Genomic DNA, 26,560 nt, shown 5'->3' with positions numbered 1-26,560 from the left:
TAGACGGCGCCCGTTCGCTCAGAGCGTCACTTGGCGTCGGCGGGTACCTCGTCGGAGGAGGTCTCCTCCGAGGCGTCCTCTGCAGCCTGCTCGGCCTGCTCGCCCGACGGCCCGAAGAACTCGGTGGTGTCGATCACGTTGCCGTCGGTGTCGGTGACGCTGCCACCGTGCACCACCGCGGCGACGGTCAGGCCGCGACGCACGTCGGCGAACATTGCGGGCAGCTGGTTGTTCTGCTGCAGATACTGCAGCAGCTGCTGCGGCTCCAGTCCGTACTGCCGCGACATCAGCACCAGCCGCTCGGTCAGGTCGTTCTGGCCGACCTGGATGTCGAGCTTGTCGGCGATGGCGTCCATCAGCAGCTGCGTCTTGACGGCCTTCTCCGCGTTGGTGCGGTTGTCGTTGTCGAACTCCTCGCGGCTGCTGCCCTGCGCCTCGAGCGCTTCCTCGAACTTCTTCTCGTCGTGGTCGAGGCCGTGGATGGCGTTGTGCAGCGTGTCGTCGATCTGGGCCTGCACGATCTCCTCGGGCAGCGGGATCTCGGTCTGCTCGAGCAGCACCTCGATCGCCTTGTCGCGGATCTGCTCGGCCTGCTGGACGCGCTTGACCCGCTGCACCTGCTCGACGAGGCTGGCCTTGAGCTCCTCGATGGTGTCGAATTCACTTGCCAATTGCGCGAACTCGTCGTCGGGCTCGGGAAGCTCGCGCTCCTTGACCGACTTCACGGTGACGGTCACCTGAGCCTCTTTGCCTGCGTGCTCGCCGGCGGCCAGGGTGGTGGTGAAGACGCGGGTCTCACCGTCCTTCAGGCCGATGATCGCGTCGTCGAGACCCTCGATCAGCTGACCGGAGCCGACCTCGTGGGACAGGCCCTCGGTCTTGGCCTCGGGCACGTCCTCACCGTCGACGGTGGCCGACAGGTCGATGGAGACGAAGTCGCCGTTCTCGGCGGCGCGCTCGACGCCCTTGAGCGTGCCGAAGCGGGCGCGCAGGTTCTGCAGTTCGGCGTCGACCTCCTCGTCGGTCACCTCGATGGGGTCGACGGTGATCTTCAGCCCCTCCAGGTCGGGAAGCTCGATCTCCGGGCGGATGTCGACCTCGGCGGTGAAGGTCAGGTCCTGTCCGTACTCCTTGTTGGTGATGTCGATCTCGGGCTGGCCGAGCGGCTGCACCTCGGAGGTGGTGACGGCCTCGGTGTAGCGGGCGGGTACGGCGTCGCCGATGACCTGGTCGAACATCGCCTGCTTGTCGACGCGCGCCTCGAGCAGCTTCACCGGCACCTTGCCCGGCCGGAATCCGGGCATCCGGACCTGCTTGGCCATCTGCTGGAAGGCGGTGTCAATGTCCGGTTGAAGCTCAGTGAAGGGCACCTCCACGTTGATGCGAACCCGCGTCGGGCTCAACTTCTCGACGGTGCTCTTCACGCTCTTGCTCCTTGTGTCTAGTGGTATGCGTCTGGAGTCGGGGTGACAGGATTTGAACCTGCGGCCTTCCGCTCCCAAAGCGGATGCGCTACCAAGCTGCGCTACACCCCGGTCTGCAACTGTTCGCTGCGCCGTGACCACCGGCGATATTACGGCCTGACACACCGAAGCCCTTAATTGGATTTGATTGACGGGGCGCCGGTAGCATGCTGATGCTGCACACGCGGGCGTAGCTCAATGGTAGAGCCCTAGTCTTCCAAACTAGCTACGCGGGTTCGATTCCCGTCGCCCGCTCCAACAGACCCGGCGGTGACGCTGGCCGAGTCGAAACAGCGGGCCCGTCCGTCGCTCGCGACGCTTTTCCGCCGGCCCCAGATGGCACGAGGCGCCGAGCGCCCGCCTCTCCGACTACGCGCTGCCACAACGCCGTATGCCGACGAAGACTTCGCTCAGGCGATATCCAAACACCACGACAAAGCGCGACGAGCGCGCGCAGCAGTCCACCCTGCGGGGCTGACCGCAGCCGCCGCGGGTCCTAATTCTTTAATGGTTACTATCCAAGTAACCATTAAATAGGGGACCGACATGACGCCGTATTCGAGCCGCTCGCTCAACGATCGCGTGCTGCACCTGCCGACCATCGATGTCATCGCGGGCGTCCTCGGCCGCTACGGGCTCGTGATCGTCATCGGGTGGATAGGAGCGCTGAAATTCGCGAACTTCGAGGCACACCAGATCCAGCCGCTGGTAGCACACAGTCCATTCATGGGCTGGCTGTACGACTTCCTGCCCGTGTACACCTTCTCGGCGCTACTGGGCGTCTTCGAAGTCGCCGCCGCAGCGTTGCTTGCCATCAAGCCGCTGGCTCCGCGCCTTTCAGTCGCCGGCAGCGTGATGTCCATCGCGTTGTTCGTATCCACGGTCAGCTTCCTGTTCAGCGCACCGGGCGTCGGCGAACCCGCCGGTGGTGGCTTCCCCGCGATTTCGCTGACGGGTGAGTTCCTCCTCAAAGACATCCCGCTGCTCGGTCTTTCGTTCTGGACGCTGGCGGATTCGATCCGCGCCGCCCGACGGCGCAGGACGACGGTTTAGCGCCCGGCGCACTGCCTGGTCGACGTCGAGGAGGGCCCGGGCCCGGCCGGCGACGACTGGGACCGCGCGTCGGGCGCCGCCGCAGCAAGTGCCCCGCTCCGATGGGACACCGCCCTGCCGATGGTGCCCAGCGCCAATGTGGCGGGCGATCCCGTCGCAGTCCTCAACTCGGTTCTCCAGATTTCCGAGACCTCGGCGCAGGTGACCGCGCAACTGGGTCGCTCGTTCCTGTCGGCGCTCGGCATCGATGTCGGCGGCCAGTCCGTTGGCACTGGGATCACGCGTTCGCGGGAGTCGGGATCAAACTTCCCCACTATTCGGGCGACCAATACAATTCCGACCGCAAGATACCGTCGTCCCAGATGCGGCGCGGCGATCTGACCTTCCACGGCCCCAACGCAACTCAGCACGAGGCGCTGTATCTCGGTCAGGGCAGGATGCTCGAAGCGCCCTTCACAGGTTCTGATGTGCACATCTCCCCCGTGCGCACCACGGGCATAACCCCGTGCGTGACTCGCCTCATCGAATATTGAGGCTGCACAACCGAAGTGGCGGACAGCAGCCACCAGCGTTGAGTCAGCCGCGTTGGCGTTGCGCGTGCCGGGCGACCCGGGCGCGGTTGCCGCAGAGAGCCGAGCACCACTCCCGACGGAAGTGATCCTTGACGAAGTAGTACGCGCAGCCCGGCGCCGTGCACGGCCGAAGTTGTTGCCACTGAGGGCCGGTGATGAGATCAATCGTCTGTCGGGCGATCAGGGTGATCAACGCGTCGGCGTAGGACTTCCCAGCCCAGAGTTGACGCCGTGTCAATCCGCGATCGTCGGGCTGAAGCTCGGGCCACACCGAAGTCGCAGTGGCAGCAGCGTTGACGATCGACATCGCTGTGGACAGATCGGGCACAGGCGATTGCCCCACAGTTCGCGGGTCGTCGGTGTGCTCGGCCGCTAGCCTGCGAACCGCGTCGCGTAGGCGGATCAGCCGTTCAACGGCGTCCACGGAGACTTCGTCGGCTTCCTGGCCTGCCGGAGTCAACTCGGACTGCGCGCCGATGGCCTTGACCCAATCATTCGCATACGTCCCATCGGCGATCGAGTCGTGAACGCCGTGACGATCGATCCAGACAGTGTTGGCGAGCGACAACGGTGCAGGCTCGTTCAGTCGGGGCGGGGGTGGCGCCGGCGTCATGTGTCCTCCCATCCTGTCGTCTGGGGCGAGCAGTCGCCTGAACCGCAATACTAATGGTGAGAGCAGACGCTGACATTAGCGTTGCCGGTTGCCCCAGCATTAATGCTCACATTGCCAATGAACGTTAGCTTAACCAGCGGAATTCCCGATGCCGCGTCGGCTGCCCGGGAGAGTGCTGGTGTGCGGACCCGCGATGCGATCCCGCCGACGGCCGATCAATTTCTGTCAGTGGAATTAATGGACTAGGTGCCTTGTTGCCATTAGCAGAACACAATTTCAGACCTCCAGGAAGAGAACCATCATGAAGAAGTTCGGAATCGCCTCGCTGATCGCAGGCGCGCTGACCGCCGGCGTTGTGGGCCTGGCGGGCCCCGCTCAGGCCGACATCGGCCACCACGTATGGGTGAACGACATCACGCAACCCCACGTCTACGTTCCCCACGTGGACACCTCAGTTCATCACTGAGACTCAGCGACAACACGAGATCGGGCAGCCACGGCTGCCCGATTTTTCGTTGCCGGGGGTGAAGCGATTCGGAAACCGCAATTCTTACGTAGCAGTCAATTAATCGTGGGATAGTTGCCACCGCAAACATTGATTTGAATCGGTGTTCTCCGGGGGTCGTCGTGACAAACACGCACGCGAAATACATCGGTCGAGTAGGCGCACTCGCAGTGGCGCTCGGTATCGGCAGTTGGGCCGTGACCACCCCCTCGGTGGCGCAGGCCGAAGATCCGCCGTCGACGTCGACCAGCGAACCGTCGTCGTCCTCGACCACCAAATCGGACTCGCCTGCGTCCTCAGATCCTTCGAAATCAGACCCGTCGGCGCCAGACACGACGCCAGCTGATTCGGAAAAGCAACCTGTTGACTCGAACCCGTCGACGTCACCCTCCGAGACCGAAGCGACGCTCGGCGATGGCGTGATCGTTCGGTCCTCCGGCGGCGCGGTGACGTCGACACCGGATCACGAAGTCGGGCCTTCGCACCCCGCCGACGACGCTGCCGCCCCCGATCCGGACACCGAAGAATCACCAGTCGACACCAAAACCATCACCCCGGCCGACAAAAAGGCCGGCAATGAGTCGCCACGGCCCTCGCGGAAGCCCGCTACGGCGGAAAACCATTCCAACACAACAGAACTCGGCATAAGCGACGATCCGGAAATCTCCGACAGCCGTGAAGTCGACGATCCGCAGTTGACTGGCAACACGCCCGTGCCGGAAGGCGTCGCCGCCGAGACAGTGATCGCGATGGCGGTCAGTACTGCTGGCGTCGCACCCGCGCCGACCCCTGCGCCGAAGGTGGTCCCCGACCTGCGGAGGGCTCCGGCCACGGTGCTCCAGACGGCGGTCCGGTTGCTCAACGTGGCGCTGGCGCCGCTGCTCGGACCCGGCCCAACATCACCACCCGAGTCACCGCTGCTGTGGGGGTTGATGGCATGGGTGCGAAGGCAATTCGGCCTTGACGCGCATAACCACACCGCGGCCGTCACGACCGCCCAAGCGACGCTCGCCGCGGCGTCGGGCCTGCCCGCCGACTTGGAACGCACCGTTCTGGTGTCGGGACTCGACCAGCCACTGGACTTCCGATTCCTGCCCAACGACGGCGGCATCCTGATCGCCGAGAAGAACGGCGCGATCAAGCTCTATCACGACGGCCACACCGAGACGGTGATCACGCTGCCCACCAGTTCGGGTGGCGAACGCGGAATCGGCGGCATCGAAGTCGACCCGGGCTTCGCAACCAACCACTACATCTACGCGTCCTACACCACCGTCAACGCCGCAGGCACCAACGTCAACCGGTTGTCCCGGCTCACCCTGAGCGACGACCTGCATTCACTGCAAGCCGAACGGGTCATCCTCGAGTTCAGCGAGCCCAACCTCATTCACCACGGAGGCACGATCCGGTTCGGGCCCGTCGACCACATGCTGTACTGGTCGACGGGCGAGAACAACTACGCCCCGAACGCCCAGGACCTGTCGAACCTGCACGGCAAAATCATTCGCATCGATCCGGAGACCCTCAAAGCCGCAGCGGGCAACCCGTTCATCAACACACCCGGCGCCCGACCGGAGATCTTCGCCTACGGCCTACGCAACCCGTTCCGGTTCACGTTCACGCCCGACGGCAAGCTACTGGTCGGCGACGTCGGCAGCGCCGACTGGGAAGAACTGAACCTCGTCACCGCGGGCGCCAACTACGGATGGCCGCTCGCCGAAGGCAATTGCAGCGGTTGTGGTTTCGTGAACCCGATCTATGCCTATCCGCACACCGGGCTACCCGCCCGGGCCGGGGCCATCACCTCCGTCCTCTACTACACCAGCGACGCGTTAGGAGAGCAGTACCAGAACCGGGTGTTCATCTCGGATTACACCCTCGGCTGGATCAAGATGCTGACCTTCGACAAGGACTTCACCAGTCTGATCGACGTAGAAACGTTCGACGATCACGCCGGTATCGTGCTGCAGCTGCTACAGGGACCGGACGGACACGTCTACCAACTCGACTATCGCGGCGAGCTTTCCGTCATCGCGCCCTCGGGCGGTAACCGGGCGCCCGAGGCCGTCATCTCGGCGACCCCCGACCAGGGCTATCCCGACCTGGCGGTGCAGTTCTCCGGCGCGGGTTCCAGCGACCCGGAGGGCGCTGCCCTGACCTATCTTTGGGACTTCGGCGACACCGGCGACGCGGACACGTCGACCGCGATCACCCCCACGTGGACCTACACCCAGAATGGGTCGTACCTCGTCACGCTGACGGTCACGGACGCCGGCGGCAAGACAAGCCAGGCCACCCATCAGATCGTCGTCGGCAGCGTCGCCCCCACGATCGACACCCTTACGGTCAGCCAGCCGAAATACAACGCTGGCGACACCATCACCTTCACCGCGACGGCCTCGGATGCCGACGACGGTGCGCTCGACCCCAGTGCCTACCACTGGAAAGTGTTGTTTCGCCACGCCGATCACATCCATCCGTTCGTCGACGACATCACGGGGACCAGCGGCAGCATCACCATCCCCCGCGACGCGCACAACGTCGATACGACGCGGTACGAGATCATCCTCACCGTCACCGACAGTTCTGGTCTGTCGACCAGCAAGTCGGTCACAATCAACCCCAACCTCGTTCAACTGCAGTTCACGTCGAACGATCCGGATGCCGTCTACACAATCGACGGCGTGCCACACAAGGGCACGTACATCGAGACCGCAGTCGTCGGCGTCGAGCGCGTAATCGGGGCGCTGCCATCACAATTCGTCAACGGCAAGCGACTGGTGTTCGGCTCCTGGTCCGACGCCAACCTGCCGACACACACCATCGTGACACCGGCGACGGCGACGACTTACGTTGTGACGTACGACGAATACGTCGCTCCGAAGAGTCCCGACCCCTGGTCGATCCCCTCGCAGATTCTCTTGTCGCAGCGCGCCAACCTCGACCGCCTCGCCGGCGCCATCACCACGTCGGTCGGGCTTCGCAGCGCCGCGCCGCTGATCAACGCCGTCACCGACGTCATCGCCGTCGAGACGATCCGCGCTGTCGGAGTCGCGGCGGCGCTGGCCTCCAACGTCATTCCCGTCACCGCGACCGTGCTCAGAGCGCCCGCCGAGATCGCCAACATCCTCGTCGACACCGCGGTTGCCTTGATCCAGGCCGCGATCAGTCCCGACGGTCCCGCCGCCCTAGGCGCACTCGACCTGGTGCAGGTACTGCTGAAACAAGAAGTGGCCGAACAACAAGGCCTGATCCTCGGCGCGTTGGCCAACCTGATCGACGACGTCGCCACGGCATACGCCGTCCCGCTGCCGCCACCGGCGGCGCCCGGGACGCAACCCATAGCGCGGTCGCTGACGATCGCGAACCATGTCGCCGATTCGGTGTTCGCGATCGTCCACGCCGCCGTCGCCGCGCCGGTTCAGGTGGCGAGTACGGCGACGACGGGACTGCAGGTATTCGCCGCGGCCAACCCGTCCGTCGACCTCGTCCCCGATTGGGTCGCGTTCCTCCTCGGTCAGATCGTGCGGGAGTCGACCGACGGACGACACGCGGTGTTACAGGCCATCATCAGGGCCGGTGAGGACCTCGTGACAGCGGCGAAAGCGCCGCTCTGAACAGGCAGTATGTGACTTCCTCAAGTTGTAGCGCCCCTGCCGGGTTAATGTCCGCAAGGGCGTTCCGAGGGGAGAAGGTTCATGGTGTCGTATCAATTCGGAGCGGTGGCCGTCGCGTTGGGCATCGGGTCGGCGGTCGTCGCCGGGCACGGGATCGCGTCGGCCGATACGACGGACGGATCCACCGACAAAGCGAAAGCGACGGAGTCGACGCAGACCGAGCACTCCTCGGATACGCCGAAGGTCGAAGACCCCAAGGCCACAACACAATTCGACGGTGACGTCAAGAAGCCGAAGAAGGGCACGAAGGGGCCGCGGTCATCTGTCACCCAGTCCGTGAAGCCCCACCGGGCGGCGGATACCGTCGACGAGGACACCAAGAACCCGCGACCGAAACGCACCGCGAAGGTCGACACCGCCGACGAACCCAAGGCCGCCGCCGTCGACACCGCACCGCTCCAAGCCGACACCACACCGGCGCTGGCGAAGGTGTCGACACCCCCCAAACCGCCGCAAGAACCCGCGCAGATGGTGACCGTTGCGGTCGCCAAGGCATTCGACGCGCTGATCCACCCGGCCACCGACAGCACGCCGAAGCCGCCGCTCGAGACCACCGCCATGTTGACGCTGGCCACCGCGGCGCGACGTGAATCATCAACCGATACAACGACTCGCGACAAAGCTGCGGACACGACGATCACCACCCTGGCCATCGATTCGACGCCCGTCGTCGCGATCCCGCAGATCGCCCCGCTGGCCTTCCTGCAGCACATCCCGGTCATCGGGCCGGTCGCCATCACCCCGATCGTCGCGATCATCCACCAGATCCCGTTCGTCGGCGACGTGCTGCATCCGTTCGTCGGATATCCGGTCGGGTCAGGCGCCCGTGACGTCAAGGTGGTCTCCCCCGACGCCACGCTGATCTATGTCCACTTCATGCCCGCGAGTGGGCTCAAACCCGGGCAGAAGGCACCCACCGTGCTCAACGGACCCGGCTTGGGACTCCCCGGTTCGACGAGCATCAACGGCACCCCGCTGGACGCCGTCCTGACCGACGCCTTTGGCATGATGAGCGTCGGAACACTGCGGCACGCCGGCTACAACGTGGTCACGTGGGATCCCCGCGGCGAATGGAATTCGGGCGGCCGACTGGAGCTCAACTCCCCCGAATTCGAGGGCCGCGACATGTCGACCATCATCAGCTGGATCGCCGACCAACCGGAGGCCCGCCTGGACGCTCCCGGCGATCCGCGGATCGGCATGGTCGGCGTGTCGTACGGCGGCGGTATCCAACTGGTGACCGCCGCCGACGACCACCGGGCCGACGCGATCGTGCCCGCCATCACGTACGACAACCTGACCACCACGCTGTACAAGAACGCCGCGTTCAGAAGCAGTTGGGCCACGCCGCTGACGGCGCTGATGCTGCTGACCGCCGGCGAGATCCATCCGCGGATCCTGCCGGTCGCGATCTACGGCGCCCTGACCGGGACGATGCTGCCGAGCGACCTAGCCATATTGAACTCGCGGAATCCCGACATCAGCAAGATCACCGCCCCGACACTGCTCATCCAGGGCACCGCTGACACGATCTTCTCGCTGCAGCAGTCCGATGCCACCGCGCAGACCCTGCTCGCCAACGGCGTACCGACCAAGGTGGTGTGGTTCTGCGGCGGACACGGTGTCTGCCTGAACAATCCGCTCGATCTCCGCGACGGCGCACTGATCCAGGACCGCACGCTCGACTGGTTGGACCGCTACGTGATGGGCCTGTCCGTGTCGACGGGGCCGCAATTCGAGTGGGTCGACCAACGCGGACAGTGGTATTCGTCCAACACCTACCCCGCGGCCGCCGGTTCGTCGATCGTCACCTCGAGCAGTGAGCGGCGTTCATTGCCGCTGATCCCCTACCTCGGCGGCTCCGGTATCCCATTCGTCCCGATCGCCTTCGCAGCTCCTTATGCGCTGAACCTCAGGACCGAAAAGGCAACGGCGACCACCTATGTCGTTGGCGCGCCGAAGCTTTCGTTGACCTACTCCGGCACCGGTACGAGCACCCACGTCTACGCTCAACTCGTCGACAATCAGACCGGTCTGGTGCTCAGCTACCTCGCCACCCCGATCCCGGTGACCCTGGACGGGGCGACGCACACGGTTGACGTTGGCCTGGAACCGGTTTCGTACACGATGCGGCCGGGCGACTCCGTCACACTGCAACTGGTCGGCTCGGCGGGGCTGTACGCGACGGTCATCCCGATGGGCGGTGTGTTGAACGTGTCGAACATGCGACTCACGTTGCCGACCGCCGACCCGTCGGCGGTGACGGCGGCGTAATTCACGCCACCCGCCGCCCGAACCGTGGCCATAACGTTGCTCAACCGCAACGATTCTCACAGTCTGCGTCCGTAGCGTTCACTCAATGCTCGGCGAATCGGCGGCCCCCATCGGCGGGTTGTGCGCGGCCGGTTTCGAGCGGGTGCGCGAGGAGTTCGCGGCGAACTTCACCGACCGCGACGACGTCGGCGCCGCGGTGGCGGTCTGGGTCGAAGGCGACCTCGTCGTCAACCTGTGGGGCGGCTTCGCCGACGCGGCGGGTGAGCGCCCGTGGCGGGAGGACACCCTGGCCAGCGTCTACTCCGGCTCCAAGGGGCTGACGAGCACGTGCGTGCACCTGCTGGCCGACCGCGGCGAACTCGATCTCGACGCGCCGGTGGCGCGCTACTGGCCGGAGTTCAGTCAGGCGGGAAAACACGACATCACGGTCGCGATGGTGCTCGGGCACCGGTCCGGGGTGATCGGGCCGCGCACCCGGATGCACTGGGCCGACGCCGCCGATTGGGATGCGGTGTGCGGGCGCATCGCCGCCGCCGAGCCGTGGTGGGAGCCCGGCACCGCGCAGGGCTACCACATGGTGACGTTCGGTTTCATCCTCGGCGAGGTGGTCCGCCGGGTCACCGGCCGCACCATCGGGCAGTATCTGCGCACCGAGATCGCCGAACCGCTCGGTATCGACGTCCACATCCGGCTGCCGATCGCCGAGCACGCGCGCTGCGCCGAGATGGTGAACAAACCGCACATCCGCGACGTGTTGGCCTGCGGTGCGGCGCCCGAGTATCCGTCGACGCTGACCGAACATCCCATGGCCGGGCTGGCGGTGGCGATGGGCTTCGTTCCCGACGACGAGTTGGGCTCGAATGCGTTGCAGAGGTGGCGGACGCTCGAGTTCCCGGCCACCAACGCGCATGTGACCGCGCTGGGCATGGCCACGTTCTACAACGCGCTGGCGCAGGACAAGCTGTTGTCGCGTGAGCACATGGACCGGGTTCGGGTATCGCAGGGTGGCTTCGACACCGACGTGGTGCTGGGCGCACGTGTGGCGGATCACGGCTGGGGGCTGGGCTACATGCTCAACCAGCGCGGTGTCGCAGGCCCGAACCGGCGCACGTTCGGCCACGGCGGATCGGGCGGCTCGTATGCGTTCGTCGACCTGGAACACCGCATCGGATATGCGTATGTGATGAACCGCTTCGACGCCACGAAATGCAATGCCGACCCGCGCAGCGTGGTGCTCTCCGACGCGGTTTACTCCGCTCTCGGCGTAAGGCGCGACTGACTTTCGGGCGGTTTCCTGTCGGTACGCTGGACGTCATGAACGGCGTCCTGCTCGTCCTGATCATTGTTGTCATCGCTGCGCTCGCGTTTGCGGTGTACAGCTCGTCGAAGGCGTCGGGTCGGCGCAACGCGGCGTCGCTGGCCGACGCGAAAGCCGACGCCCGTCGGCTCATCGAACGGCTCGGCGGCCAGGTGCTCAACGTCACCGGCACCAACGACGCCGCCAAGCAGGCGATGGCCGACGCGTCCGAGCGCTACACCGCGGCGTCGTCGCAGATCGAGCAGGCCACCACGGTGCGACAGGCCGCGTTGGCCAAGGAGAGCGCCGTCGAGGGGCTGTACTACGTGCGCGCCGCGCGCAGCGCGATGGGCATGGATCCCGGACCGGAGTTGGAGTCGCTGGCCGGGCAGCGGTCGGCGGGCACCGTGACCGAAGACCGCCGGATCAATTTCGAGGGCCGCGAGATCGAGGCGTCGCCGTCGCCCTCGCAGCGCACACCGAACTACTACCCCGGCGGCCGGGTGGCAGGCCGTCCGGTTCCGGCCGGATGGTATTCAGAGCCGTGGTGGAAACCCGCTCTGGTGGCGGGCGCGTGGGGACTCGGGTCAGTGCTGTTGTTCGATGCGTTGTTCGACGGCATGCACGGAGTCGACTACGGCGCACAGGGTTTCGAGAGCGGCTACGGTGACGGCTACTCCGACGGGTTCGCGGCCGGACAGGACGCAGGCGGATTCGACGGCGGCGCCGCCGACGCCAGCGGCTTCGACGGGTACAGCGGCGATGGTGGCGGCTGGGACGGCGGCGGCTGGGGTGGTGGTGACTTCGGCGGCGATTTCGGCGGCGGGGACTTCGGCGGCTTCTGACTCAGAAGCGGCTGTCCAGACGCGCCGAAACCCCGGCCTCCTGTAGGTCCAGTCGTTCGAGCATGGCGCGGGCCGCCTCCTCCTCGATGCGACCGGCATCGCGCTCGGCGATCAGCGCGCTGCGTTGCGCCGCAAGCACTTCCCGGTAGAGCCGGGAGAACACCTCCGCGCGCCGCGTGTGCGACTCCGGATCAGGCATCTCGTCGGCGTCCTGGGAGTGCCGGGCGATGGTCAGCCTGATGTTGGCCAGCGTCGCGGCGTCCAGTCCCGCGGGCGGCTCGGCGGCGAACTTGGCCAGCACGTCGCCGGCGGCGGTGTGCACGATCTGCTCGGCCTTGCGGGTATCGGCGTCGTCGAGCACCCGATCGGCTTCGAAAGACGGCCCGAGCCAACGGATAAGCAGCGGCAGCGTCCACCCCTGCAGGAGCAGAGTGCCGACGCTGACCGCGAACGCGATGGCCTGAATCGTCGCCCGTTCGGGAAACGGCTCACCGGCGGTGGTCAGCAGCGGAATGCCCGACGCCGCGGCCAGCGTCACCACACCGCGCATGCCGGTCCACGAAACGACGACGTTCTCCTGCCACGTCAGCAAGCGGCGGTCGATCAGAGCAGACCACTTGCCGTTCAACCGTTTTCGGGTGCCGAGCGCGCCGCGTGCACCGCCGGGGACCGGTACGCTGAGCCTGCTTTCGACATGACGCGACAGCAGGCCCCTGCCGAACATCAGGAACACGCATGCGGGCCGGATCACCAACACCACCGTCAGCACTACACCGGACGCCAGCGCGACCTCGGTCAGCGACTCGTGTGCCTCGCGCAGATCCTCGAGGACGAACCGCAACTGCAGCCCGATGTAGGCGAAGACGAACGCCTCGAGCATCACATCGACGGAGTTCCACACGTACCGCTCCTGCAGCCGTGTCTGATAACCCGCATCCAGCGAGCCGTGGCCGACGACGAACCCCGCCACGACGACCGCCAGCACCCCGGACGCGTGCAGGTGTTCTGCGGAGATGAATGCCGCGAACGGCACCACCAGACCCTGGATCGTTTCCAGCCCCGGATGCGCGAGCCTGCGCCGGATCCACAGGGTGATGTACCCCAGCGCCGCACCGAATGCCGTGCCGACTACGGCGCTGTAGCCGAACAACAGCACCGGGTTGGCGATGAACGCCTCGCTGCCCGCGACGTGCGCCACCGAAATCGAGAACAGCGACAGCGCCGCCGCGTCGTTGACCAGACTCTCCCCGGTCAGGATCGCCATCACCTTCTTGGGCAGGCCCAGTTTCCGGCCGACCGCCACCGCGGTTACCGCGTCGGGCGGCGCCACCACCGCACCGAGGATCAGGGCGGTGGCGAACGTCAGCGACGGCACCAGCCACGCGGCGACGCCCGCGACGGCAATCGCGGTGACGACGACCAGGCCGACGCCGAGGCCGAGGATGGGCCGGATGTTGCGCAGGAAGGTTGGGAACGAAAAGTCAAGGGCGGCAGAGTAAAGCAGCGGAGGTAGCACCACCGACAACAGCACTTCGGATTCCAGCTCGACGCCCTCGAATTCGGGGGCGAACGACACCGCGAATCCGACCACGACGAGAACGAGTGCAGGTTCCAGCCCGCGCCGATGCGCGACGGCTGTCACCACGATGGCGCCGACGACAACCAGGATCAGTTCCACCCGGCGATTGTCGCCGAGTTGTCTCCTCGACGCTGTCTCAGTCGGTGCCCGCCGCGCCCCGCCTGCCACATCCAGGAACGGACGACTCCAGCGAACCTGGCCTATTTCTGATCTGTCGGACACCAGAACAGATTGCGGCCCTCGAGTTCGGCGGTGCGGATCGCGGTGCCGCACACCCGGCACGGCTCGCCCGCCCTGCGGTAGACGTACGTGCGCGGGCGGTTCGGGGCATACGACGGCAGACCATGGTCGTCCTCGGGCCGCACCGTGATGATCTTGCCCCGCCGCAGTCCGACTTTCATCAGCGCGACGAGATCGGTCCACATCGCCTCGAACTCGACCTCGTCGATGCGTGTACCCAAGCGGTACGGGTCGATGCGATGCCGGAACAACAGTTCGTTGCGGTACACATTGCCGACCCCGGCGATCACCGTCTGGTCCATCAGCAGCGCCCCAATGGGTCTGCGGGACTTGCGGATTCGCGTCCAGGCCAGTGAACCGTCGGCGTCGCGACGCAGTGGATCCGGCCCAAGCCTGGCCACCACGTCGGCCACCTCCGGCTCCTCGATCACCTCGCATACCGTCGGACCGCGCAGATCGGTGCCGTACTCGGTGCCGATCATCCGCATCCGCACCTGTCCGACCGGCAGCGGCATGGGGATCGGCAGTTCGGTGAACGTGCCATACAAACCGAGGTGCACGTGCACCACCCGGCCACCCTCGTAGTGGTGGAACAGGTGCTTGCCCCACGCGGTGGCCTTCTTGAGCACCCGCCCGTTGACCGACGCAGCCCCGTCGACGAACCTGCCCTGCGGGCTGGACACCATCACAGGCGCCCGGCCGTACCGACGCTGATGCAGCCGGGCCAGCCGGTGCAGTGTGTGGCCTTCGGGCATGCCTCAGGCCGGTGCGCCGGGCACTGGTGGCGCGACGTGCGTCTTCTCGTACTCGGCCAGGATGTCGATACGACGCTGGTGACGTTCGGCTTTCGACCATTGGGCGGCCAGGAACGCGTCGATGATGTCTTTGGCCTGCTCGACGGTGTGCATCCGGCCGCCGATACCCATCACCTGAGCGTTGTTGTGTTCGCGCGCCAGCGTCGCGGTCTCCACGCTCCACGCCAGCGCGCAGCGCACACCGGGCACCTTGTTCGCGGCGATCTGCTCGCCGTTGCCCGACCCGCCGATGACGATGCCGAGGCTGCCAGGATCGGCGACCGTCTTCTCCGCGGCGGCGATGCAGAACGCGGGATAGTCGTCCTCGGCGTCGTAGACGTAGGCGCCACAGTCGACCGGCTCGTGGCCAGAATCGCGGAGATGCTCGATGATGGCCTGCTTGAGTTCGAAGCCCGCGTGGTCAGAGCCCAGGTAGACGCGCATGGCGGCCATTGTGGCAGACGCGGCTAGCCGACGGTGATGGCGTCGAGCCGCTCCTTGATGAATGCCGACGACGTCACCGGTCCCAGGCCCGACACCCGGCCGACGGGTGGCGCCAACGGAGTGACGATCGCGTCGTAGTTGGCCTCGTAGAAGTAGACCAGCGAGACCAAGTCCTCCTCGGGCGCATGCGGTTGCGGTGGTAGCACCCGGTGCCTGCCCGACGGCCAGCGCCGCCCGCTCCAGTACTCCAGCAGGTCGCCGATGTTGACGGTCAACGCGTCGCGGTCGTATGGGGCGTCGCTCCAGCCGTCGTCGTCCGAATAGACCTGCAGCCCACCGGCGCCCGGCTCGCGGTCGAGAATGGTCACCGTGCCGAAGTCGGTGTGCGGGCCAATGCGGAACTGACCGGGTTCGGGTTCGCCGACGACACTGACCGGCGGGTAGTGGTTGATGTTCATGGTCCACGTGGGTCGGCTGGCCAGTTCGGTGAACGGGTTCTCCGGCAACCCGAGCGCATCGGCGCACAGCGCCAGCAGGTCGTCGGCCAACTGGCGCATGGCGGCGGTGTACCGGCTGACCAGCGGTTGCAGCGACGGGACCTCGTCGGGCCAGACGTTCGGCGCGAACCACACCCGGTCCACCTCGCGGTCTCCGGTGCTGGTCTCCGCGCCCAGGCTGTAGCTCTCCTTCAGGTCCGGCGGCGTCTCGGTGCCCTCGGCGTACGCATTTGCCTCGACCCCGGGCGGCAGCCAACCGTGGCCGGCGACCGACACGGCGTAGCGCTGCTTGACCGCATCGGGCAGCGCGAAGAAATCGCGGGCGGCGGCACGCACCTCCGCCGGTAACGACGGGTCGATGCCGTGCCCGGTGACCAGGATGAAGCCGGCACGCTGCAGACCCTCGTCTACTGCCGCGGCCACCTTGTCGGCAGCGCCGCCGCCCTCGCGCCAGCGCGAAATGTCAACGGTCGCAATCACTCACTGACTCTCCTATTGCTCTTCGCGCAAGCGCTCATCGCCCAATGTCTTCATTCCACAATTGCGGGTTGGCCGCGATGAAGTCCGCCATCATCGTCACACACCGCTGGTCGTCGAGCACCGTGACCGCTACGCCGTGTTCGGCCAGCCAGTCGTGTCCGCCGGTGAACGTGCGGCTCTCCCCGATCACCACCGCCCCGATGTTGAACTGGCGCACCAACCCGCTGCAGTACCAGCACGGCGATAGCGTCGTCACCATCACCGTGGACCGGTAGTCGCGTTGCCGTCCCGCCGCCCGAAACGCGTCGGTCTCGGCATGTATCGACGGATCGTCCTGCTGCACCCGTCGGTTGTGGCCGCTGCCGAGCAGCACCCCGTCGGCGGTGAACAGCGCGGCGCCGATCGGAATGCCGCCTTCTGCCAACCCTTTTCGGGCCTCCTGATAGGCGACCTCGAGCATCGCGTCGACGTCCATCTAGCCGACGACCCGCTCCGCGGCGATTTTGGACCTGCACAGCGTCAGATAGGCAGCGCCGGCCAACAGGAACCCGACGAAGAACGTGACGTCACCCAGCGCCGGGCATGCCTTCGCGACGAAGCCGACGAACTTCGCCTGGTTGGAGAACAGCGCCACCGACACCACCAACCCGATCACGAACGAAAGCAGGCCGTTCCAGTTCGCATACGAGCGGTCGTAGAGGAAGCCTGCGACGGCCTGACCGCGGCGCAGATACTGGTCGGCGAACACCACGCCGAGCCACGGCCCGATCCAGTAGGCGATGATGAGCAGGAACGCCTCATAACTCTGGGCGGCGTCCGGCAGCGCCCACCAGGCCACCAGAAAGCCTGCCACGCCGAAGAACACGGTGACGACCGCCCTGGCGACCTGATGCGGGAGTTTGATGCCTAGCGTCACGAAAGCCATTGCTCCCGAATAGATGTTGATGGCGTTGGCGGCTACGGCGCCGATCGCGATGGCCAACAGCGTCGCCTTGGCCAGCGGTGAAGCCAACTGGCTGGTGAACTCGGCGGTCGGATTGTCCAGCGAGTCACCGCCGATGGTGACCGATGCCGCGCCGACCACCTCGAGGAACACACACGACACGAACAGCCCAGCCGCGGCGGAGAATCCGGTACGGGCGGTCGACACGGAGGCGGGCAGGTAGCGGGTGTAGTCCGCGGCGTAGGGCGTCCACCCCGCCGCGTAACCGAACGCGGTGCCGACGGTCAGCAGGAATCCGCCCATGCCGCCGACGCCGCCGCCGGCGGGAGCGCCCAGGTGGGATTTGGACAGGATGACCACCGACGCGACAGCGAAAATCACGGCGAGCACGGGGAACGTCCAACGCTCGAAGGCCTGCACCAGGTTGTGCCCGAAGAACGCCAGCGCGGTCTGCAGCAGCACGATGATGATCAGGCCGACCAGCGGGGCGAAGCCGAACAGGGTCGCCAGCGCGTAGGCGCCGCTGACGCTGTTGGTGGCGAACCAGCCCACGCCCGCCGTGATCGACATCAGCACCGCGGGCACCGCATTGCCCTTGAACCCGAACGGAAGTCGGCCCAGCACCATCTGCGGAACTCCGTGCAGGGGTCCGCGCGCAGACAGGAAGTAGTGCGCGATCGCGCCAAGTCCGGTGCCGAGGACGATGCCCAGGACCGCCTGCCAGAAGCTCATGCCGAACGCGGCGACCGCCAGCACGCCGACGAAGATCGTCGCGAATTCTAGGTTGGGCGAGGTCCACGTCCAGAACAACTGGCTGGGCCTGCCGTGGCGATCGGGCTCGGCGATGTATTCGTTGCCGCCGGGTTCTACGGCGACAACCTGGTCGCGGTAGCTGCCGTCGCTCTGGACGGTGGGTTCGGTGACTGTCACCGTCATACCGTCATGCCCACGTCGCTAACTCGCAACCGGAGTAAACGCGCCGGAAACAAAACGGACCGGCGAACGGGTTGGTACGCCACATGAAGACACTCGTAGTGAGCGCCAGCCCGCGCGAAGACGGCAACTCGCACATCCTCGCGCGCGCCGCCATCGAGGGCGCGCAAGACGCAGGCCACGCTGTCGAGCATCTGTTCCTCGACGAGTACATACAACGGATGCTCGGCAACTGCAGGCGGTGCCGGCTTGCCGACGGCACCTGCGCACTGGACGACCGCTACGAAGAACTCCTGATCGAGCACATGCTGCCCGCAGACGGCATCATCTTCGCGATGCCGCTGTACTTCTACGGCATGCCCGGCCGGCTGAAGACGCTGTTCGACCGGTTGTTCTGCTACACCGCCAACAGCGCGCCGCAACAGGCCCAGGTCGTCGACGGGATCATGCACAAGACGGTCGGCGTGCTGATCTCCTGCGAGGAAAGCTATCTCGGTGCCACGCAGGGTGTCATCGCTCAGTTCCAGGAACTCACCCGTTACCTCAACCAGGATCTGGTCGGGGTTGTCGTCGGAAATGCGAACAGCCGCGGCGAGATCGTGCGTGACCCCAGCGATCCGCTGGCGTGCGCACGCGATCTTGGCTCGCGGCTGTTCGATATTCGGGTCACCGACTACCGGCTCGATACGGTGCGCTCGAACCGGGTGTGGGACGGCGCGCCGGCCTGACTCAGTCGAACTGCGGCGCTTCGGTGCGGGTGCGCTTGAGTTCCCAGAAGTGCGGATACGACGCGAACGTCACCGAGGCGTCCCATAGCTTGCCCGCCTCTTCCCCGCGCGGAATCCGCGACAGCACCGGGCCGAAGAACGCCACACCGTTGACGTGGATGGTCGGCGTGCCGACGTCGTCGCCGACGGGATCCATGCCCTCGTGGTGGCTCTTGCGCAACGCCTCGTCGTACTTGTCGGTGTCGGCGGCCTCGGCCAACTCGGCGGGCAGGCCGACCTCTTCGAGCGACTCCTTGATGACCTTGGAGAAATCCGGGTCGTTCTCGCGATAGCCCTGATCGTGAATCCGGGTGCCCATCGCGGTGTACAGCGGCGCCAGGATCTCCGGGCCCTTGGCCTGTTCGGCGGCGATGGCCACCCGCACCGGCCGCCACGCCGCAGCAAGACCCTTCTTGTAATCCTCGGGCAGGTCGCGGCCCTCGTTCAGCACCGCCAAGCTCATCACGTGGAAGTTGACCTCGATATCGCGGACCTTCTCGACCTCGAGGATCCACCGCGACGTGATCCAGCACCACGGGCACAACGGGTCGAACCAGAAACCCGCAACCGACTTCTCAGCCATTACTAACTCGGTCCTCTCGGTAGAAGGGCAGAACACCGTCCAGCACAACCAAGCACCAACGCATCGTGTTCCCACTGCCACGTGCCCTGAAAAGTCGGCCCAAAGGACACGCATAGTGTGCAAATGGTTATCTAAGCGTGTTGTCGATGTGACCGTTGTCAATCAGTGTTTCCCTTGTGATTAAAGCGAAACGATTCCTGACCGCAACTCTGGTCGGCGCCGCGGCGGCAGTGACGCTCGCGGCACCGGCATCCGCCGACCCCGACACCTCGTTCCTCAACGCCCTGACCAGCGCCGGCATCGGCTTCAACGATCCGGCCAGCACCGAACAGTTGGGCCAGTCGATCTGCCCGATGCTGGTCGAGCCGGGTAAGAATCTGGCGCAGGTCTACTCCACGGTGTCCAACAAGGGCATCAACCCCGACATGGCGGCTTTCTTCACCGGGATCGCGATCCAGATGTACTGCCCGTCGATGATGACCTCGATCGGCAACGGGACCTTCTTGAACCAACTCAGCGGGCTGCACATCCCTGGCCTGTTGTAAGCCACCTGACCGCGCGGCCGATAAGTTGGACGCGTGGCACTTCCCAATCTCACTCGCGAGCAGGCCGTCGAACGCGCCGCGCTCGTCACCGTCGACAGCTATCGCATCGTCCTCGACCTCACCGACGGCGAGGGTAAACCGGGCGAACGCACGTTCCGCTCGGTGACGACGGTCGAGTTCGACGCCCTCGCCGGCGCCGACACCTACATCGACATCGCCGCCGATTCCATCCGCAGCGCAACGCTGAACGGCCGTGCCATCGACGTGTCCGGCTACGACGAGTCGACCGGCATCCCGCTGCAAGGGCTCGACAAGCACAACACCGTTGTCGTCGACGCCGATTGCCGGTACTCCAACACCGGTGAGGGGCTGCACCGCTTCGTCGACCCGGTCGACGGCGAGGTCTACTTGTACTCGCAGTTCGAAACCGCCGACGCCAAGCGGATGTTCGCGTGCTTCGACCAGCCCGATCTGAAGGCCACGTTCGACGTCACCGTCACCGCGCCGTCGCATTGGGAGGTCATCTCGAACGGCGCGACGGTGTCGAACGACAACGGCGTGCACACCTTCGCCGCCACCCCGCGGATGAGTACCTACCTGGTGGCGTTGATCGCGGGCCCGTACGCCAGGTGGGACGACACCTACAGCGACGACCACGGCGACATTCCGCTCGGCCTGTTCTGCCGCAAGTCGCTGGCCGAGTTCATGGATGCCGAGCGGCTGTTCACCCAGACCAAGCAGGGATTCGGGTTCTACCACAACAACTTCGGCGTGCCGTACGCGTTCGGCAAGTACGACCAGCTGTTCGTGCCCGAGTTCAACGCGGGCGCAATGGAAAACGCGGGCGCGGTGACGTTCCTCGAGGATTACGTCTTCCGCAGCAAGGTCACCCGCGCGTCGTACGAGCGCCGCGCCGAGACGGTGTTGCACGAGATGGCGCACATGTGGTTCGGCGATCTCGTGACCATGCAGTGGTGGGATGACCTGTGGCTCAACGAGTCGTTCGCGACCTTCGCCTCGGTGCTCTGCCAGGCCGAAGCCACCGAGTACAAGGAGGCTTGGACGACGTTCGCGAACGTCGAGAAGTCCTGGGCCTACCGGCAGGACCAACTGCCGTCGACGCACCCGGTGGCCGCCGACATCCCCGATCTGGCCGCCGTCGAGGTGAACTTCGACGGCATCACCTACGCCAAGGGCGCCAGCGTGCTCAAGCAACTCGTCGCCTACGTCGGCCTCGAGGAGTTCCTGTCCGGACTGCGGGACTACTTCCGCGACCACGCGTTCGCCAACGCCACCTTCGGCGATCTGCTCGGCGCGCTGGAGAAGGCGTCGGGCCGCGACCTGTCCGGCTGGGGTCAGCAGTGGCTCAAGACCACCGGCCTGAACACGCTGCGCCCCGACTTCGACCTCGACGGCGATGGGCGCTTCACCCGGTTCGCGATCACCCAGAGCGGCGCGCAGCCCGGCGCCGGTGAGACCAGGGTGCACCGGCTGGCGGTCGGCGTCTACGACGATGACGGCAGCGGCAAGCTGGTCCGCATCCACCGCGAGGAACTCGACGTCGAGGGTGCGACCACCGATGTGCCTGCGCTGCAGGGAGTTTCGCGTGGAAAGCTGATCCTGGTCAACGACGACGACCTGACGTACTGCTCGCTGCGCCTTGATGCCGAGTCGTTGCAGACGGCGCTGACCCGCATCGCCGACATCGCCGATCCGCTGCCACGCACGCTGGTGTGGTCGGCGGCATGGGAGATGACCCGGGAAGCCGAGCTTCGCGCCCGCGACTTCGTGGCGCTGGTCGCCGGCGGCGTGCACGCCGAAACCGAGGTCGGCGTCGCGCAGCGACTGCTGCTGCAGGCGCAGACCGCGCTCAGCGCGTACGCCGAGCCGGGTTGGGCGCGCGCTGAGGGTTGGCCCGCCTTCGCTGACCGGCTGCTGGAGTTGGCCCGCGGCGCCGAGGCCGGGTCCGACCATCAGCTGGCCTACGTCAACGCGCTGTGCGGATCGGTGCTGTCCGATCGGCACACCGACGTGTTGAGAGCGCTGCTGGACGACGATCCGACCACGCAAGGCCTGGCCGGCCTCGTCGTCGACACGGATCTGCGCTGGCGCATCGTCACCGCGCTGGCCGCCGCGGGCGCCGTCGACGCCGACGGCCAGGACACCCCGTTCATCGACGCCGAGGCACAGCGGGACCCCACCGCGGCGGGCAAGCGGCACGCCACCGCGGCATCGGCGGCACGGCCGCAGCCCGCGGTCAAGGAGGCGGCGTGGCAGCAGGTGATCGAGGACGACACGCTGGCCAACATCACCGCACGCTCGATCATCGGAGGCTTCGTCCGACCCGGTCAGGAAGAGGTGCTGAACCCGTTCCGCACCAAGTACTTCGACGCGATCTCGGGTGTCTGGCAGCGGCGCTCGAGTGAGGTCGCGCAGACCGTGGTGATCGGCCTGTATCCCGCCTGGGACGTCAGCCAGGCCGGCCTCGACGCCGCCGAGGAGTTCCTGGCCGAGGACGATGTGCCACCGCCGTTGCGGCGACTGGTGGTGGAAGGCCGCGCCGGCATCGAGCGGGCTTTGCGAGCGCGCGCCTTCGACATCACCTGACGTCTGCGCCATACGCTCCGTGCATGGTGGTCAGTCGCACGCGCCGAGCGCGTGCTGCCCGCAAGCGGAAGCGTCGGCTCGACGCCGTCGTCAACGACCTCAGCGCCGAGCAGTGGGCGGCGATCCAGGCGGCCTGGAATGGCTGCGCATACTGCGGCGCGACCGACAAGCCGCTGCAGCGTGACTGCGTGATGGCGATCTCGCGGGGCGGGCGTTACACCGTCGACAACGTGGTGCCCGCGTGTGCGGCGTGCAACACCAGCAAGTGCAACGAGGAAGTCACCGCCTGGCTGCGCCGCAAGCGCCTCGACGAGCGCGCCTTTCTGACGCGCTACGTCGAGATCCGCGCGATGTTAGCGGGGTGAGACGCCCGCGCTGAGCACCCGGACGGCACTGATCAGGCCGTCCATCAGGTTGCCCTCTTTGAACGACGCGGCGGCGGCCGAAACGCCGAGCGGCGCGGACTCCTCGATGCCGCGGCCTTGCACGTCGGCACCGTAGACCACCTCGATGGCGCGCTGGTTCGGCGAAACGGCCAGCAGCACAGCGTTGTTCGGCGTCGGCACCTTGGCCAGCATGGCCCTGGCGGTGGCTGCAGTGTCGGCACCGAGGTCGCCCAGGTACACCGCGAACCGGGCCTTGGCGTACCGCGAGCCGTACTTGAGCGCGTCGTCGAGCACTACCAGATCCTTGACCGGGAACGGGTAGCTCACCGACACCTCACCGGGCTCGGTGACGCCGGAGATCCGGCCGCTGTTGGTTACGACGAACCCGCGCGGCAGCTCAGCAGGGAGCGCTGATACGACAGTCGCGACATCACCACTTGCCACTTGCGCCCCCTCCAATCGTGACGCCGTGCGAACCATGACCGCCGTGGCCGTGATCGGCCGGCTCGTCGGACGCCCAGAGAATCGGCTCGTGGGTCCACGGCTCGGTCAACTTGTAGGTGTCGGGGTGCGGGCCCTTGCGGTTCTTGCTGACCCCGTAGATCAGGCCGATCAACACCAGCAGGACAACCAGCGGAACGCCTCCGAGGAGGGCATGAGTCAAAGCGGTGCTCACGACGCAAACCGTATACCAGGCACTGACTAGGCCGCGCCCTCACCCAGGTATCTGACCCACGCCGGGTCGAGTTCTTTCACCGACGACAGCAACCGCCAGTGCTGCCCCTTCGGCGGTACGGGAATCGAGCGCAGCGTCCATCCCAGTTCGGTGAGCAAGCGGTCGGCCTTGCGGTGGTTGCAGGTCGAGCAGGCCGCGACGCAGTTCTCCCAGGAATGGTCGCCGCCGCGACTGCGCGGCACCACGTGGTCGACGGTGTCAGCCTTGCCCCCGCAGTAGGCGCAGCGGAACCGGTCGCGGTGCATCAGCGCCGCCCTGGTCATCGGGATGCGCGCCCGGTAGGGCACCCGCACGTAGGACTGCAGCCGAATCACCGACGGCACCACGATCGACCTGGTGGCCGAGTGGATCACCGGGCCGTTCGGGTCGTCGTGCACGACGGTGGCTTTGCCGCACATCAGCATGATGACCGCTCGCCGCATGGGCAGAGCGGTCAACGGTTCGTAGGTGGAATTCAGCAGCAGCACACGCCGACGACCCCAGATCGAGGCCTCGCCGGTACTCGGCGGATGGGCGTCGACGCTGTGCAGGACGTGCGATTGCGCGTGGCCGACCGCGGGCCCGGATATGCCCGTCGCGGCCTGGTGGTGCCGGTGGCCGCGACCTTTCTTGCGCTGCGCCATACGTCCTCCGACCGACAGTCCACCATGGATTGGGGACAATCGCACGACAATTCTGCCCGTGTTCGCTGGTCACTCTGGTGAACAGTGGATGACCTCACCGGTTCGCGGCGCGCAACCGGCCACAGGGACAATGGAGCGCGTGACAGCTCCGCAGCGCTCGTTCTACGACGAAGTCGGTGGCCATGACACGTTTCACAAGATCGTGGCGCGGTTCTACCAACTGGTCCGCGAGGACGAGATCCTGCGTCCGATCTATCCGGAGGACGACCTCGACGGCGCGGAGGAGCGGTTGCGGATGTTCCTCGAGCAATACTGGGGCGGCCCGCGGACGTACTCCGATCGACGCGGCCATCCCCGGCTGCGGATGCGGCACGCGCCGTTCAAGATCGGTTATCTGGAGCGCGACGCGTGGCTGCGGTGCATGCACACCGCCGTCGCGGAGATCGACTCGCACACGCTCGACGATGAGCACCGCAAAGAACTTCTCAGCTATTTGGAAATGGCCGCGCACTCGATGGTGAACTCCCCGTTCTGATGAGCACACCCTGGTGGTCGCGCGCGCTGTTCTATCAGGTGTATCCCAGGTCGTTCCGCGACAGCGACGGCGATGGTGTCGGTGACCTCGACGGTGTCACCGCCGAGCTGGACTACCTGCACGCGCTCGGCGTCGACGCGATCTGGCTGAACCCGGTGATGGTGTCGCCGATGGCCGACAACGGCTACGACGTCGCCGATCCCCGCGACGTCGACCCGCTGTTCGGCGGCATGGACGCGCTGGACCGGTTGACCGATGCCGCACACCGGCGTGGCATCAAGGTGACGATGGACCTGGTGCCCAACCACACCAGCTCGCAGCATCCGTGGTTTCAGGCGGCGCTGGCCGCGGGGCCTGGCAGCGACCCGCGTGAGCGCTACATCTTCCGCGACGGCACCGGCCGCGGCGGCGTTCACCCGCCCAACAACTGGGTGTCGGTCTTCGGCGGGCCTGCGTGGACCCGCGTCACCGAGGCCGACGGCACACCGGGCCAGTGGTATCTGCATCTGTTCGATGCCGAGCAGCCGGACCTGAATTGGGACAATCCCGAGGTTTTCGACGACCTGGAGAAGACGCTGCGGTTCTGGCTGGAGCGCGGCGTCGACGGCTTCCGCATCGACGTCGCGCACGGGATGGCCAAACCGCCGGGGCTGCCCGACATGGACGTTGTCACGGCCGAGATGCTGCTGGCCGACATGGACGACGACCCGCGGTTCAACAACGACGGTGTGCACGAGATCCACCGCCAGATCCGGCGCGTTTTCGACGACTATCCAGACGCCGTGGCCATCGGCGAGGTGTGGGTCTACGACAACGAGCAGTTCTCCCGCTATGTGCGCGACGACGAACTGCACCTGGGCTTCAACTTCCGGCTGTTGCGCGCGGAGTTCGACGCCGCGGATATCCGTGGGGCCGTGGAGAATTCGCTTGCCGCCGCGGCGCTGGTGAACGCCGTGCCGACGTGGACGCTGGCCAACCACGACGTCGACAGGGAACCGACCCGATACGGCGGCGGGCCCGTCGGGTTGGCCCGCGCGCGGGCGATGGCGCTGCTGATGCTCGCGCTGCCAGGCGCGGTGTTCATCTACAACGGTGAGGAACTCGGCCTGGCGAACGTCCATCTGCCCGACGAGGCGCTGCGCGATCCGGTGTGGGAGCGCTCCGGGCACACCCGCCGCGGTCGCGACGCGTCGCGGGTGCCGCTGCCGTGGGGCGGCGACACTCCCCCGTTCGGATTCTCGTCGAATGCCGACACGTGGCTGCCGGTTCCGCCGGAGTGGGCCGCGCTGACGGTGGAGAAGCAACTCGCCGACCCCGATTCGACGCTGGCATTCTTCCGACGTGCGTTCGAGTTGCGCCGCGGGCGTGCAGAATTCGGCGGTAGGACGGTGACGTGGCTGGACTCCACCGTCGGCGGTGTGGTGTTCCGGGTCAGCAGCGGACTGGTCTGCGCGCTGAACGCCGGATCCGACGCGATGGCGCTGCCCGACGGCGAGGTGTTGTTGGCCAGCGGCCCGTTGGCCGACGGCATGCTGCCGCCGAACACCGCGGTGTGGGTGGTCTGACCAT

The 26,560-nt window shown here is 66.4% G+C and carries 24 protein-coding genes, 2 tRNA genes and 1 pseudogene; 14 read left to right on the top strand and 13 right to left on the bottom strand.

Annotated features, from left to right (window positions below; translation table 11 throughout):
• Positions 1-26: 26 nt before the first annotated feature.
• Both tig and A5724_RS20195 read right to left on the bottom strand, forming a co-directional pair.
• Positions 27-1,424, bottom strand: coding sequence for a trigger factor (gene tig / locus A5724_RS20200; protein WP_067806048.1), 1,398 nt, complete (start codon positions 1,422-1,424; stop codon positions 27-29).
• Positions 1,425-1,461: 37 nt separating this feature from the next.
• Positions 1,462-1,535, bottom strand: a tRNA-Pro gene (locus A5724_RS20195).
• Positions 1,536-1,647: 112 nt separating this feature from the next.
• Between A5724_RS20195 and A5724_RS20190 the strand changes: the two genes are divergently transcribed.
• The 3 genes and pseudogenes from A5724_RS20190 to A5724_RS33230 form a co-directional block, all read left to right on the top strand.
• A tRNA-Gly gene (locus tag A5724_RS20190) sits at positions 1,648-1,721 on the top strand.
• 288 nt (positions 1,722-2,009) lie between these two features.
• Complete coding sequence (locus A5724_RS20185) at positions 2,010-2,516, top strand: YkgB family protein (protein ID WP_067806045.1); 507 nt, start codon at positions 2,010-2,012, stop codon at positions 2,514-2,516.
• 27 nt (positions 2,517-2,543) lie between these two features.
• Positions 2,544-3,049, top strand: a pseudogene (locus tag A5724_RS33230) (NlpC/P60 family protein); the annotation flags it as partial.
• A 43-nt stretch (positions 3,050-3,092) separates the two neighbouring features.
• On the opposite strand, the gene A5724_RS20175 reads toward A5724_RS33230, so the two are convergent.
• Complete coding sequence (locus A5724_RS20175; RefSeq protein ID WP_067806039.1) at positions 3,093-3,701, bottom strand: ABATE domain-containing protein; 609 nt, start codon at positions 3,699-3,701, stop codon at positions 3,093-3,095.
• Positions 3,702-4,002: 301 nt separating this feature from the next.
• Here A5724_RS20175 and A5724_RS34245 point away from each other — a divergent pair, with 301 nt between their 5' ends.
• The 5 genes from A5724_RS34245 to A5724_RS20155 all read left to right on the top strand — a co-directional run bounded on the left by A5724_RS34245 (position 4,003) and on the right by A5724_RS20155 (position 12,299).
• Complete coding sequence (locus A5724_RS34245) at positions 4,003-4,167, top strand: hypothetical protein (RefSeq protein ID WP_197518727.1); 165 nt, start codon at positions 4,003-4,005, stop codon at positions 4,165-4,167.
• A gap of 161 nt (positions 4,168-4,328) precedes the next feature.
• Positions 4,329-7,823: a PQQ-dependent sugar dehydrogenase gene (locus A5724_RS35035; protein ID WP_067806037.1), complete on the top strand. Its 3,495-nt coding sequence runs from the start codon at positions 4,329-4,331 to the stop codon at positions 7,821-7,823.
• A gap of 81 nt (positions 7,824-7,904) precedes the next feature.
• Positions 7,905-10,157, top strand: a complete 2,253-nt coding sequence (locus tag A5724_RS20165) for a CocE/NonD family hydrolase (protein ID WP_067806034.1) — start codon at positions 7,905-7,907, stop codon at positions 10,155-10,157.
• 85 nt (positions 10,158-10,242) lie between these two features.
• On the top strand, positions 10,243-11,436 hold the full coding sequence (locus tag A5724_RS20160; RefSeq protein WP_067806032.1) for a serine hydrolase domain-containing protein: 1,194 nt from the start codon (positions 10,243-10,245) through the stop codon (positions 11,434-11,436).
• Positions 11,437-11,471: 35 nt separating this feature from the next.
• Positions 11,472-12,299 carry a hypothetical protein gene (locus tag A5724_RS20155; RefSeq protein WP_067806029.1) on the top strand — a complete coding sequence of 276 codons (828 nt, stop codon included), beginning with the start codon at positions 11,472-11,474 and terminating at the stop codon, positions 12,297-12,299.
• A 1-nt stretch (position 12,300) separates the two neighbouring features.
• Here the strand turns inward: A5724_RS20155 and A5724_RS20150 are convergent, their stop codons facing one another.
• The 6 genes from A5724_RS20150 to A5724_RS20125 form a co-directional block, all read right to left on the bottom strand.
• The gene (locus A5724_RS20150; protein ID WP_067806027.1) at positions 12,301-13,977 is read right to left on the bottom strand and encodes a sodium:proton antiporter; all 1,677 of its coding nucleotides are present in this window, start codon (positions 13,975-13,977) and stop codon (positions 12,301-12,303) included.
• 101 nt (positions 13,978-14,078) lie between these two features.
• Positions 14,079-14,873 carry an Fpg/Nei family DNA glycosylase gene (locus A5724_RS20145; RefSeq protein ID WP_067806025.1) on the bottom strand — a complete coding sequence of 265 codons (795 nt, stop codon included), beginning with the start codon at positions 14,871-14,873 and terminating at the stop codon, positions 14,079-14,081.
• Between the two features lie 3 nt (positions 14,874-14,876).
• On the bottom strand, positions 14,877-15,356 hold the full coding sequence (locus tag A5724_RS20140) for a ribose-5-phosphate isomerase (protein ID WP_067806506.1): 480 nt from the start codon (positions 15,354-15,356) through the stop codon (positions 14,877-14,879).
• Between the two features lie 23 nt (positions 15,357-15,379).
• Complete coding sequence (locus tag A5724_RS20135; RefSeq protein ID WP_067806022.1) at positions 15,380-16,333, bottom strand: isopenicillin N synthase family oxygenase; 954 nt, start codon at positions 16,331-16,333, stop codon at positions 15,380-15,382.
• Between the two features lie 34 nt (positions 16,334-16,367).
• Positions 16,368-16,793: a nucleoside deaminase gene (locus A5724_RS20130; protein WP_156752385.1), complete on the bottom strand. Its 426-nt coding sequence runs from the start codon at positions 16,791-16,793 to the stop codon at positions 16,368-16,370.
• 15 nt (positions 16,794-16,808) lie between these two features.
• On the bottom strand, positions 16,809-18,212 hold the full coding sequence (locus A5724_RS20125; protein ID WP_067806011.1) for a cytosine permease: 1,404 nt from the start codon (positions 18,210-18,212) through the stop codon (positions 16,809-16,811).
• 83 nt (positions 18,213-18,295) lie between these two features.
• On the opposite strand from A5724_RS20125, the gene A5724_RS20120 reads away from it, so the two are divergent.
• Positions 18,296-18,937 carry a flavodoxin family protein gene (locus A5724_RS20120; protein WP_067806009.1) on the top strand — a complete coding sequence of 214 codons (642 nt, stop codon included), beginning with the start codon at positions 18,296-18,298 and terminating at the stop codon, positions 18,935-18,937.
• A gap of 1 nt (position 18,938) precedes the next feature.
• Here the strand turns inward: A5724_RS20120 and A5724_RS20115 are convergent, their stop codons facing one another.
• On the bottom strand, positions 18,939-19,559 hold the full coding sequence (locus tag A5724_RS20115; protein WP_067806006.1) for a DsbA family protein: 621 nt from the start codon (positions 19,557-19,559) through the stop codon (positions 18,939-18,941).
• Positions 19,560-19,738: 179 nt separating this feature from the next.
• Here A5724_RS20115 and A5724_RS20110 point away from each other — a divergent pair, with 179 nt between their 5' ends.
• From A5724_RS20110 to A5724_RS20100, 3 genes are read left to right on the top strand one after another with little or no spacing between them, the layout of a single operon-like run.
• Positions 19,739-20,104, top strand: a complete 366-nt coding sequence (locus tag A5724_RS20110; protein WP_067806503.1) for a DUF732 domain-containing protein — start codon at positions 19,739-19,741, stop codon at positions 20,102-20,104.
• Between the two features lie 33 nt (positions 20,105-20,137).
• Positions 20,138-22,711, top strand: a complete 2,574-nt coding sequence (pepN, locus tag A5724_RS20105) for an aminopeptidase N (RefSeq protein WP_067806002.1) — start codon at positions 20,138-20,140, stop codon at positions 22,709-22,711.
• Positions 22,712-22,734: 23 nt separating this feature from the next.
• Positions 22,735-23,076 (top strand): HNH endonuclease, encoded by a 342-nt coding sequence (locus A5724_RS20100; RefSeq protein WP_067806000.1) that lies wholly within the window; start codon positions 22,735-22,737, stop codon positions 23,074-23,076.
• Here A5724_RS20100 and A5724_RS20095 read toward each other — a convergent pair.
• The 3 genes from A5724_RS20095 to A5724_RS20085 are packed head-to-tail and all read right to left on the bottom strand — an operon-like array spanning position 23,065 to position 24,456.
• Positions 23,065-23,541, bottom strand: coding sequence for a DUF5130 domain-containing protein (locus A5724_RS20095; RefSeq protein WP_067805997.1), 477 nt, complete (start codon positions 23,539-23,541; stop codon positions 23,065-23,067). The genes A5724_RS20100 and A5724_RS20095 overlap by 12 nt on opposite strands.
• On the bottom strand, positions 23,528-23,773 hold the full coding sequence (locus A5724_RS20090) for a hypothetical protein (protein WP_067805995.1): 246 nt from the start codon (positions 23,771-23,773) through the stop codon (positions 23,528-23,530). The genes A5724_RS20095 and A5724_RS20090 overlap by 14 nt, the downstream gene beginning before the upstream one ends.
• A gap of 26 nt (positions 23,774-23,799) precedes the next feature.
• Positions 23,800-24,456: an HNH endonuclease gene (locus tag A5724_RS20085; protein WP_067805992.1), complete on the bottom strand. Its 657-nt coding sequence runs from the start codon at positions 24,454-24,456 to the stop codon at positions 23,800-23,802.
• A gap of 130 nt (positions 24,457-24,586) precedes the next feature.
• Here A5724_RS20085 and A5724_RS20080 point away from each other — a divergent pair, with 130 nt between their 5' ends.
• Positions 24,587-24,991 carry a globin gene (locus A5724_RS20080; RefSeq protein ID WP_197518734.1) on the top strand — a complete coding sequence of 135 codons (405 nt, stop codon included), beginning with the start codon at positions 24,587-24,589 and terminating at the stop codon, positions 24,989-24,991.
• On the top strand, positions 24,991-26,556 hold the full coding sequence (locus A5724_RS20075) for an alpha-amylase family glycosyl hydrolase (RefSeq protein ID WP_067805989.1): 1,566 nt from the start codon (positions 24,991-24,993) through the stop codon (positions 26,554-26,556). The genes A5724_RS20080 and A5724_RS20075 overlap by 1 nt, the downstream gene beginning before the upstream one ends.
• Positions 26,557-26,560 lie beyond the last annotated feature (4 nt).

Origin of the sequence: Mycobacterium sp. ACS1612 (genome assembly GCF_001667505.1) — a bacterium.
GTDB lineage: Bacteria > Actinomycetota > Actinomycetes > Mycobacteriales > Mycobacteriaceae > Mycobacterium.
The sequence above is the reverse complement of the archived record's forward strand: the minus strand, read 5'-3'. Positions and strand labels throughout refer to the sequence as shown.